Below are 9,876 nucleotides of genomic sequence, written 5' to 3'. Positions count from 1 at the left end.
AAGGACAGTATCAGGAAGTAATTTTGCTCCGGGTTTCGGCAGGCGCGGAAATGCCATGAACGAGCAGGGCAAGCTGAAGACGATCGGACACGCCCAGCTTCTCGAAAACAGCCGAAAGATGGGCCTTTACGGTGCGTTCCGTAATGCCCAGCGCCTCGGCGATCTGGGCATTGGGCTGTCCGCTGGCGGCGTACCGCGCGGCGGTAATTTCGCGCTCGGTCAGCAGGCCGGCATCCCAGGAGTGCGAGTCTTGTGCGCGTTCCGTTACGAGTTTCAGCAGTCGAGTGACCAGCGAACGCCCCATCCAGATGCCGCCCGAGGCGACCACTTCCAGCGTTTGGGACAGAGACGCCGCGGGCGCATAGCTGTGGCAATAGCCGTGCGCGCCCGCGCCGAGCGCTTGCGTGCCTTGCTCGTCATTGGGGCTGGGGCTGGCGACCACCAGATGCAGTCCCCCCAGGCTTGCCGCCCAGACGGGGTCCTGCCAGGACGGCAACCGGGGCACGTCGGTATCCAATACCACTAGCGACCGGCCTTGCTCGCGCCAGCGTTGCAGATCGGCCAGACCACGTCCGCGGGCGGCCAGCCAGCGCGCCGGGTCCAGCGCGCGCCAGTGCTGCCAGAGCAGATCGTCGTGCGTAATCAACAGGACGGGAACAGGTTTCATAAAGCCTTCCAGCACTCCTTCATCGTTCGGTAAAGGCGTTCGCCTTGGCTCGCAATATGGGTTTAAGCAGGTATTGCAGTACGGTGCGCTTACCCGTCAGGATATGAACCTCGGCCACCATCCCGGGGATGATGGGCAATAGCTTGTCACCGACGGTGCTGCGGTCTGTGCGTACGCGCACTACGTAATAGGAATTGCCTTTTTCATCAGTCACGGTGTCCGCGCCGATCTGCTCGACCTTGCCTTCCAGGCCGCCATAGATGGCGAAGTCATAGGCCGTGAACTTCACTTCGGCCTTTTGATCGGCGTGCAGGAAACCGATGTCCCGCGGTTGGATACGCACTTCCAGCAGCAGCGTGTCGTCGCGGGGCACGATCTCGATGATGTCCTTGCCGGGTTGCACCACCCCGCCGACGGTGTTGTTGAACAGCGTCTTGACCGTGCCGCTCAAGGGCGCGCGGACTTCAGCCAGTTTCACGCGGTCAGCCAGCGCCAGTTTGCCTTGACGCAGGGTCGACAGCTTGGTGTTCGTTTCCGACAGTTCGCTGCGTGCCTGGTTGCGGATGTTCAGCTCGGACTCTTCAAGCTTGCTCTGCGCTTCCTTGATGGACGCCTGGAAGCGGTCGATCTGGGCTTCCGCACCCTTTTGTTCGCCGCAATAGCGGGCGACGTCGCGTTGCAGGCGCAGCAAGTCCACCTCGGACACGGCACCGCTCTTGAGCAACGGCCGGGTCACTTGCAGTTCACGAGACGTCAGGCCGCAACTGGCCGAGGCCTGGTCGCGCTTTGCCATCGTTTCACGCAGATCTTCCTGGCGTTGCTTCAACTGTTCGCGGGCCACGTTGACGGTGGCATTCAACTCGGTATTACGCGCCTGAAAGGCGTTGCGCTCCATTTCGACCAGACCAGGCGCCTGCTTCAGCACTTCTTCGGGCGCCACAAAAGGCTCGCCGGTTGCCAGCGCTTGCAGACGCGCGGATTTGGCCAGCAGCGACAGGTATTCGGCATTGTTCTCGCCCAAGGACGAGGCAAAGCGCGTGGAGTCGATTTTGAGCAGGGTTTGGCCCGCTTCGACTTGCTGGCCAGGGCGAACCAGAATTTCTTCCACAATGCCGCCGTCCAGGCTCTGAATGATCTGGACCTGGCGCGAGGGCACCACCTTGCCTTCGCCTCGCACAACCTCATCGATGCTGCCCGTAGCTGCCCAAATCAACAGCAAAAATGTGGCTAGCAGAGCCACCCACAGCAGGACGCGTGAACTGCGAGCCTGCGATTCGTGGATGACATATTCAGCATTGCCAACGTAGTCGGAGCGTTGTTCGGGTTTGCCTTTTTCGGCGCCATCCAGGAGCCGGTCGAAGAAGAATACGAAGATCCCCCGGAGCTTGCGCCACAAGCTTCCGAACAGGCCGTGCTTGATTTCACCAGGATTTTTCTGCATGGGTTCCTCAGCTTCCGCGTCCAACGCGTCCTTGACGCAGTGCTTCGACAACCTGCTCCTTGGGACCGTCGGCCACGATGTGACCGTTGTCGATCACAATCAGGCGGTCGACCAGGTCCAGGAGCGCGGTGCGGTGCGTGACCAGCAATATGGTCTTGGTCGCGCTGGCCTCGCCAAGCCGCTTGCGCAACTGGGCTTCGCTCTGGTGATCCATATTGCTGCTGGGTTCGTCCAGCAACAGGATCGGAGGATCGTTGATAAGTGCACGCGCCACCGCTACCGACTGGCGTTGACCGCCCGACAGCGATTCGCCGCGTTCGCCGATCACCATGTCGAACCCGTTGGGATGCAGGTTGGCGAAATCGGTGACGCCGGCCAGATTGGCGGCGGCCAGAATGCTGGCGTCGTCGGCATAGGGCGCACCCATGGCCAAATTGTGCTTCAGGCTGCCATAGAACAGTGTGGGGTCCTGCGGCACGTGGCCGATGGCCCGGCGCACGTCTGCCGGGTCAATCTGGCGCACATCCACGCCGTCCAGCAGCACGGCACCTTCAGTGGGCTGATACAGCGCCAGGGCCAGTTTTTCCAGCGTGGTCTTGCCCGATCCGATGCGGCCGATAATGCCGACCTTTTCACCGGGTTTGAGCTTGAACGACACCTTCTTCAGCACAGGTTGAGTGGTGCCAGGGTAGGCGAAGGTGACGTCGCGGAATTCCAGGCCGCCGTGAAAAACGGGGCGGTGCAGGAACTCGGCCTCGGCCGGGCGTTCGATCGGCAACTTCATATAGCTGTCGATGGAACCCAGCGAGGTACGCGCGTTTTGGTATTGCATCAGCAGGCCGGCAACTTGACCCAGCGGCGCCAGGCAACGGCCGGCAATCATCGAGGCAGCAATGATGCCGCCCATGGACATTGCCGATTCCTGAGCCTGGTAAACGCCGATGATCACCACGGCAATCGACACCAGTTGCTGGATTGCTTGCACAAAGCCGACGGTGGAAGACGAGATCAGCTTGAGCTTGCCCCCTGTTTGCGCAATGAACTCGGTGGCACGTTCCCAGTTACGCTGGATCGATCCTTGGGCATTTAAGGTCTTGACGGCTTCCAGGCCGGTCAGTGCTTCAACCAAGGTGGCGTTGCGCTGGGAGCTTGCCTGGAAGGTCGCCATCGTCAGCGCTTCCATGCGGGCTTGGGCGGCCAGCGACACCAGCAGAATCAGCACAATTGCGACCAGCGGCGGCAAAATCATCCACGGCGATATCCAGGCCAGCGCGGCCAGGAACAGCACGATGAACGGCAGGTCTACCAGCGTGGTGATGGTGGCGGACGCAATAAAGTCGCGAATCGATTCGAATGAACGCAAATTGGCGGCAAAGGACCCCACCGATACTGGCCGGCCTTCCAGGCGCAGGTCCAGCACGCGCTCCATGATCTGGGCGGACAGGCGGACGTCCACCCGTTTGCTTGCGCTGTCCACGACGTGTGAACGCGCGGTGGACAGGATCATGTTGAAGATCACGACCAGCGTGATGCCGATGGCCAGCACCCACAGCGTTTCGACGGCGTTGTTGGGCACGACGCGGTCATACACGTTCATGGTGAACAACGGCATCGCCATGGCGAAGATATTGATCAGCAGGGCTGCAATGAGGGCATCGCGATACAGCCGCTTGTTTTCCATGATGGCGGCCCAGAACCAATGGCGCTCGCGCACCTTCGCGGTTTCTGGCGCACGCGCGTCAAAACGGAATTGCGGGCGCACGAAGCACACCAGACCGGTGTACTGCGCGGCCAGGTCCTCGGGTTCCATCTCGACAGAGCTGCCGCCCAATTCAGGGTGGCTGACGACATACTTGCCGCCGTCTTTCTTTAACAATAGGCAGGCGCGTTCGCCTTGCAGCAGCAAGATGGCCGGCAGCAGATCGGAAGAAATGCTGTCCAGCGTGCGTTTAACCACCTTGGCCGATAGCTGCGCCCTGGCCGCAGCGCGCGGCAGCAGGGCAGGGGTCAAGCGGTGCTCTTCCAGCGGGAGACCCGCGGAAAGCGCTTGCGCCGTGGCAGTTACACCATGCAGGCGCGTGATTTCAACCAGGCAATCCAGCAGCGGATCGTCGTGTGCGGCACGAGCGTCCGCACGCCATTCCCGGGCTGCCTTTTCAGATAACTTGTCCATCTTCGTCATCCAACAAGTCCAGATGTTCCGAGAGCCGTGCGCGCTGTTGCTTGCGCTGGGTGAGTTTTTGCTGGGCCTGGATAGGCAGGTCCGTCATACGCAAGGTGCCATTGGCGATCAAGGCGTCTATCAGGTCTTCCAGAACGCGGACAAAGTCCGCGTCCAACTGGGAAAAATTGCTGCCCTGGGGCGTCATGTGGCCTCCTTGCGTCCCAACTCCGTTCAAGGTTTGGCGTTGGGCGCGTTCAGCGGCACGAGCGTGGGCGGCAGCGTGCCTTCGTTGTAATGCACGCGCACCGGGGCCAGGCGGGCGGAGTCGGGAACCGTCGAATTGCAAAGCTTGATCACTTCGTCGGTCACTGCCAACTTGCCGTTTTCCTCGGGCATTTCGTTGCGCGCGGGTTGCAGCGACAGCGCCGGCAACAGCGCATGTGAAAGCGCCAGCCAGCGGTACTGCGCAAGCTTGAGGTCATACAGGCCGTTGGTCAATGCGCGGCGCGATTCAAACAATTCGTTTTCGGTGTCCAGCAAGTCCAGCAGCGAACGTTGACCGATTTGGAATTGTTGTGCGTACGCGTCACGCACCTTCGTGGTGGCCACTTCGTGATCACGCAGGAAAGGCAGCTTCTGGCTCAGGCTGGTGATGTTGGTCCAAGCCACAGCCAGATCTTGCTGCACATTGCGGCAGGTGTAGTCGCGAATATCGCGGGCGGCGTAGGACTGCGCAGCCGTCTGGCGAACGCGGGCCGAGTCAGCACCGCCGCGGTACAGGTTATAGCTCATCACGACCTGAACGCTGGAGCTTTGGATATCGCGGCTCTGGGGCGTAGGATCGTTTTGGTCGCGGCCTGTCGAGGCCACAAATTCGAATTTCGGTGAAAACGCGCCCTTCGACGAGGACACACCCGCTTCGGCCGCTTGCAGGCCAGCCTGCTTGGACAGGAAGCTGGGATTGCGGCGCAGCGATTCATTGAAGTCGCCCAGCTTGCCCGGCAGTTTGGGGCCGACATCGGGTGCAGGCTGCATGGCTTCGGGGGGGAAGGCACCAGTGACGCGCTGGAATCGTTGCTGCACGTCCAGCAAATTGGCGGTCTCCGTCATCAGGTTCGTCTGGGCCAGCGACAGTCGGCCGCCTGCTTGTTCCAGGTCGACCCGGCGGCCTACGCCGGACTCGGTGCGTTCGCTGATCTGCTTGAGTGTTTGTTCATGCAGCGAATAGTTCTGGCGGGCCAGCAATTCCATGTCGCGATAGCGTTGCAGGTCGATATAGGCCTGCACGGCGGCAAATGCGGTGCTGTCACTGGTGGCGAGCACATCATAAAAGCGCGCCAGCTTGTCAAAGCCAGCCTGCTTGACGTCGTTACTGGTACGGAAGCCGTCGAAAATCAGCTGGCGCAGCTCAACGCTGTATCCGGGCCGGTTCCAGTTTTGGGACCCCACGGCAGGTACATTGCTGCGATATTCCCGGCCCACGTAACCCTGAGCATTGATTTGCGGAAAGAACGCGGCACGGGCGACATTCTGGCCTTCCAGTGATGCCTGGAAGTCGTGGTATTTAGCTTGAATTTCCGGATTGCTGAGTAACGTCTGCTCAACGATCTGGTTCAACGTCACTGCGGGCTGCGCCGCAGCGGATGCGGCAGGCGCTGCGGTTTGTGCAAATGCCGCCGGAACGAATGCCAGGGCCAGGACCGAAGTCGTGCTTTTAAGCAAAAACGAAGCCATAGTGATTATTCGCGTGTCAGGTTGAGATTGAATGGCCGCTATGTTGTGTGTAAATGTCAGATATTGCGAGTCAAGATTTGTTAATTGTTCGCTAGACATTTCCACGGGCCATATTGGTTCTTCGCGCAACATCACTTAATGTCGTTGAATTTGCACGAACTCCGGAAAGGGTTGTTTGATGCATTTCCATTAATGCAGTTTATTGCGCATTATTTCGAAAAACAAGCAACCGTAGTGAAACTGGATTATATCGTTTTGATAATTTTGTATCTGTTTTCTTTATCAAAAAACGAACATGTGATTAATTTTCCACACTACGGTGGCGGTTTGAAACATCTGCCGGAGCAAACTATTTTTGTAACCATCATGGTAGTGGTGGTACTAGTATGTATGGTGCAGTTGTACTAGGTTCAGACCGTGGGCATAATTCATTTCATGCCGCAGTGGCCGGCGCGGGAGCGATTTGCTTTTCAACCGCGTGAGGCACGAGCCGGACTGTTTATTTGCAGAGCGCATCCATGGCCCAAACCCTTTACGACAAACTCTGGGACGCCCACATCGTCCACCAGGAATCAGACGGCACCTGTCTGCTCTATATCGATCGCCATCTGGTGCATGAAGTCACCAGCCCGCAGGCGTTCGAAGGCTTGGCGATCGCCGGGCGCAAGCCGTGGCGCACGGGCGCCAACCTGGCAGTCGCGGATCACAACGTACCGACCTTGAACCGCGCCCAGGGTATTGATGACCCCGTGTCCCGCTTGCAAGTCGACACGCTGGATGCCAACTGCGAGAAATACGGCATCACCGAATTCCGCATGAATGACCTGCGCCAGGGGATCGTGCACGTGATCGGACCGGAGCAGGGCGCGACCCTGCCCGGCATGACCGTGGTCTGTGGCGATTCGCACACCAGCACGCACGGCGCGCTGGGCGCATTGGCCTTTGGCATCGGCACGTCAGAAGTCGAGCACGTTCTGGCCACCCAGACGCTGTTGATGAAGAAAGCCAAAAGCATGTTGATCAAAGTCGAAGGCGACATGCCCTTCGGCTGTACGGCCAAGGACGTGGTCCTGCACATCATCGGCATCATCGGTACTGCCGGCGGCACGGGTCACGCCATCGAGTTCGCTGGCAGCACCATCCGGGGCTTGTCCGTGGAAGGCCGCATGACGGTCTGCAATATGGCCATTGAAGCGGGCGCCCGTTCTGGCATGGTGGCGGTAGACGACAAAACCGTCGAGTACTTCCGTGGCCGTCCTTTTGCGCCCAGCGGCGTGGTGTGGGATCAGGCGGTCAAGTATTGGCGCACGCTGCACACCGACGAGGGCGCCAATTATACCCTTTATTATTCTACCACACTCACTCTCACCACCATCTCATAACACCTTTTTACCTCTCATTAACTATAATACACATTTTAAACCCTCTTCCCTTCCCCTTCCCTCTACCAATCATAATAATCTCCTCATCTTCAATTCACTATCCCCATTAACAATTCATATTCCCAACCTCTATTACCTAAAACCTCCAATCACTCTATAACCATTAACTATCACCCCACTCTAAAATATTCAACATCTCTCCTCCTATCTTTTCTCTCTTAAAATCCTATTCCTAACCATCTATCTCCATTCTAATTACTTCCTTATTAACCTTCATTAACACTCCTCTCATTCCTAACTCTCATTCATTCCCCTCACAAAAACTCCTCTTCAAATCCATTCTTATACTCTTTCATCACTCATAATCCATTCAATAACTCTCCCTCCAATCCCTTATTCTCATCTCAACAACTACTAACCTCCCAACTACTTCCTACCCTTCCCAATTCTTCCTCCCCCCTCAATTACCTCCCCTCCATTCCCTCCTCTTCATCCCCCCCCTAATTTACCAAACTACTCCTAACTCCCTAACCTAACCTCTCACATCCCTCTACCTACCACCATCACTGCCAAACTCACCACCCTCATTCCCATTATTCCCCACCTCAAACCCTCACCTCCCCTCCACACTACTCCCTTCACCACCCAACCCCCCTCCCACCCACCTACCCTACCCCTCCTTTCAATTTCCTCCCAAAATCCTCTCATCTCTAAATTCCCCCCTTCCCTATCCTTGCCATTCAACCATCACTCTAAATCTTTGAATCCTTATAATGATCAGAACCATCCCTTAAAACCTTGCTCAACCCTTATATCATTCTACTCAACAACTTCGTCTGCTTAACCAGCCCTCGCGCACGCGCCCCCTCGGGCCGCAGACCTCATATTTTCTATATCTCGCGCCATCATCGCGCCGTCGTATGCCGACATCTTTTTCAACAACAGCTTCAAGAACGGCCTGTTGCCGATCGTGCTGAACGAGCTCGAAGTGTCGCGCCTGTTCGACGAAGTGAAGGCCTTCCCTGGTTACAAGCTGCGCGTCGATCTGGAGCGCCAGGTCGTGATCGCAGCGGATGGCCGCGAAATGGGTTTTGACATTGAACCTTTCCGCAAATACTGCCTGTTCAACGGCTTTGATGACATTGGCCTGACCTTGCGTCACGCCGACAAGATCCGCGCCTTTGAAGCGGAACGTTTGGCCCGCCACCCCTGGCTGGAAAGCCGTCCCATCGCCTGATCAATATTCCGACCCTAGGATCGTTTCTTAAATGACTCACAACATTGCAGTCTTGCCGGGTGACGGCATTGGCCCGGAAATCGTCGAACAGGCCGTTCGCGTCCTGCAAGCGCTGGGCGTGCCCTTTGACATCAAGCAGGCCCCAGTTGGCGGCGCAGCGTTCGACCAGTTCGAGCACCCCTTGCCCCCGGCCACGCTGAACCTGGCCAAAGAATCGGACGCCATCTTGTTTGGCGCTGTCGGCGACTGGAAGTACGACAGCCTGCCCCGCGAATTCCGCCCCGAGCAGGCCATTCTGGGTCTGCGCAAGGCGTTGGGCCTGTTCGCCAATCTGCGTCCCGCCATCCTGTATCCGGAACTTGCCAGTGCGTCTTCGCTAAAGCCCGAGATTGTGTCGGGCCTGGATATCCTGATCATTCGGGAACTGACCGGCGACATTTATTTTGGCACTCCGCGTGGCGTGCGTTCGTCGCCAGACGGCGCGTTTGCCGGCGAACGCGAAGGCTATGACACCATGCGCTATGCGGAATCCGAAGTGCGCCGTATCGCGCGGATCGGTTTCGAATCAGCCCGCAAGCGCAACAAGAAACTGTGCAGCGTGGACAAGGCCAACGTGCTGGAAACGTCGCAGTTCTGGCGCGACATCGTGATTGAAGTGGCGCGCGAGTACCCCGACGTCGAGCTGTCGCACATGTACGTCGACAACGCCGCCATGCAACTGGTGCGCAACCCGCGCCAGTTCGACGTCATCGTCACGGGCAATCTGTTTGGCGACATTCTGTCGGACGAAGCCGCAATGTTGACGGGTTCGATCGGCATGCTTCCGTCTGCATCGCTGAACGCCAGCGGCCAAGGCTTGTACGAGCCCAGCCATGGTTCGGCGCCGGATATCGCCGGGCAGGGCATCGCAAATCCTTTGGCGACCATTCTGTCGGCCGCCATGCTGCTGCGCTACTCCTTGAATTTGGCGCCGCAGGCCGATCGCATTGAAGCCGCCGTGCGCAGCGTGCTGGCCAGCGGCCTGCGCACCGCCGACATCTTCGAGCCGGGCACGACGAAAGTCAGCACGGCAGGCATGGGCGATGCGGTTCTGAAAGCCCTGGCCTGATCGTCAAGCAGGGGTTGCGCCCTTGCGGCGCTGCTCCTGCATCAGGGGCCGCCCGCCGGGCGGCCCTTTTTTGTGTTCTGCCTGTTGCCAGAGCGCCTCGAACGGCGGCTTGAGTCTTATGGCCCCCATTTTTTCAAGCTGCG

Annotated in this window: 6 protein-coding genes and 2 pseudogenes; 3 read left to right on the top strand and 5 right to left on the bottom strand. The window is 58.4% G+C overall.

Annotated features, from left to right (window positions below; genetic code table 11):
• Positions 1-10: 10 nt before the first annotated feature.
• Genes RAS12_RS11670 through RAS12_RS11650 form a run of 5 tightly spaced genes read right to left on the bottom strand, consistent with a single transcriptional unit; the run spans position 11 to position 6,006 of the window.
• Positions 11-667 (bottom strand): response regulator transcription factor, encoded by a 657-nt coding sequence (locus RAS12_RS11670; protein WP_306948554.1) that lies wholly within the window; start codon positions 665-667, stop codon positions 11-13.
• 19 nt (positions 668-686) lie between these two features.
• Positions 687-2,108 carry an HlyD family type I secretion periplasmic adaptor subunit gene (locus RAS12_RS11665; protein WP_306948552.1) on the bottom strand — a complete coding sequence of 474 codons (1,422 nt, stop codon included), beginning with the start codon at positions 2,106-2,108 and terminating at the stop codon, positions 687-689.
• Positions 2,109-2,115: 7 nt separating this feature from the next.
• Positions 2,116-4,281, bottom strand: a complete 2,166-nt coding sequence (locus tag RAS12_RS11660) for a type I secretion system permease/ATPase (protein WP_371321274.1) — start codon at positions 4,279-4,281, stop codon at positions 2,116-2,118.
• A complete protein-coding gene (locus RAS12_RS11655; RefSeq protein ID WP_306948548.1) occupies positions 4,265-4,477 on the bottom strand; it encodes a hypothetical protein in 213 nt (70 codons plus the stop codon). Before RAS12_RS11655 ends, RAS12_RS11660 begins: the two co-directional genes overlap by 17 nt.
• 26 nt (positions 4,478-4,503) lie before the next feature.
• Positions 4,504-6,006 carry a TolC family outer membrane protein gene (locus RAS12_RS11650; protein ID WP_306948543.1) on the bottom strand — a complete coding sequence of 501 codons (1,503 nt, stop codon included), beginning with the start codon at positions 6,004-6,006 and terminating at the stop codon, positions 4,504-4,506.
• A gap of 518 nt (positions 6,007-6,524) precedes the next feature.
• Here RAS12_RS11650 and RAS12_RS11645 point away from each other — a divergent pair.
• The 3 genes and pseudogenes from RAS12_RS11645 to leuB all read left to right on the top strand — a co-directional run.
• Positions 6,525-7,343: pseudogene (locus tag RAS12_RS11645) on the top strand (aconitase family protein); the annotation flags it as partial.
• Between the two features lie 943 nt (positions 7,344-8,286).
• Positions 8,287-8,625 (top strand): annotated as a pseudogene (locus RAS12_RS11640) (3-isopropylmalate dehydratase small subunit); the annotation flags it as partial.
• 31 nt (positions 8,626-8,656) lie between these two features.
• Positions 8,657-9,733, top strand: coding sequence for a 3-isopropylmalate dehydrogenase (gene leuB / locus RAS12_RS11635; protein ID WP_306948541.1), 1,077 nt, complete (start codon positions 8,657-8,659; stop codon positions 9,731-9,733).
• The last annotated feature ends 143 nt before the right edge of the window (positions 9,734-9,876 follow it).

Origin of the sequence: Achromobacter seleniivolatilans, assembly GCF_030864005.1 — a bacterium.
GTDB classification, from domain to species: domain Bacteria; phylum Pseudomonadota; class Gammaproteobacteria; order Burkholderiales; family Burkholderiaceae_B; genus Achromobacter; species Achromobacter seleniivolatilans.
This window is presented reverse-complemented; position numbering and strand designations above follow the sequence as displayed.

What these genes read in the sequence shown, in the direction of transcription:
- RAS12_RS11660 (WP_371321274.1), bottom strand. Translation starts at nt 4,281, where the DNA reads ATGGACAAGTTATCTGAAAAGGCAGCCCGGGAATGGCGTGCGGACGCT.
- RAS12_RS11670 (WP_306948554.1), bottom strand. Translation starts at nt 667, where the DNA reads ATGAAACCTGTTCCCGTCCTGTTGATTACGCACGACGATCTGCTCTGG.
- RAS12_RS11665 (WP_306948552.1), bottom strand. Translation starts at nt 2,108, where the DNA reads ATGCAGAAAAATCCTGGTGAAATCAAGCACGGCCTGTTCGGAAGCTTG.
- RAS12_RS11655 (WP_306948548.1), bottom strand. Translation starts at nt 4,477, where the DNA reads ATGACGCCCCAGGGCAGCAATTTTTCCCAGTTGGACGCGGACTTTGTC.
- RAS12_RS11650 (WP_306948543.1), bottom strand. Translation starts at nt 6,006, where the DNA reads ATGGCTTCGTTTTTGCTTAAAAGCACGACTTCGGTCCTGGCCCTGGCA.
- leuB (WP_306948541.1), top strand. Translation starts at nt 8,657, where the DNA reads ATGACTCACAACATTGCAGTCTTGCCGGGTGACGGCATTGGCCCGGAA.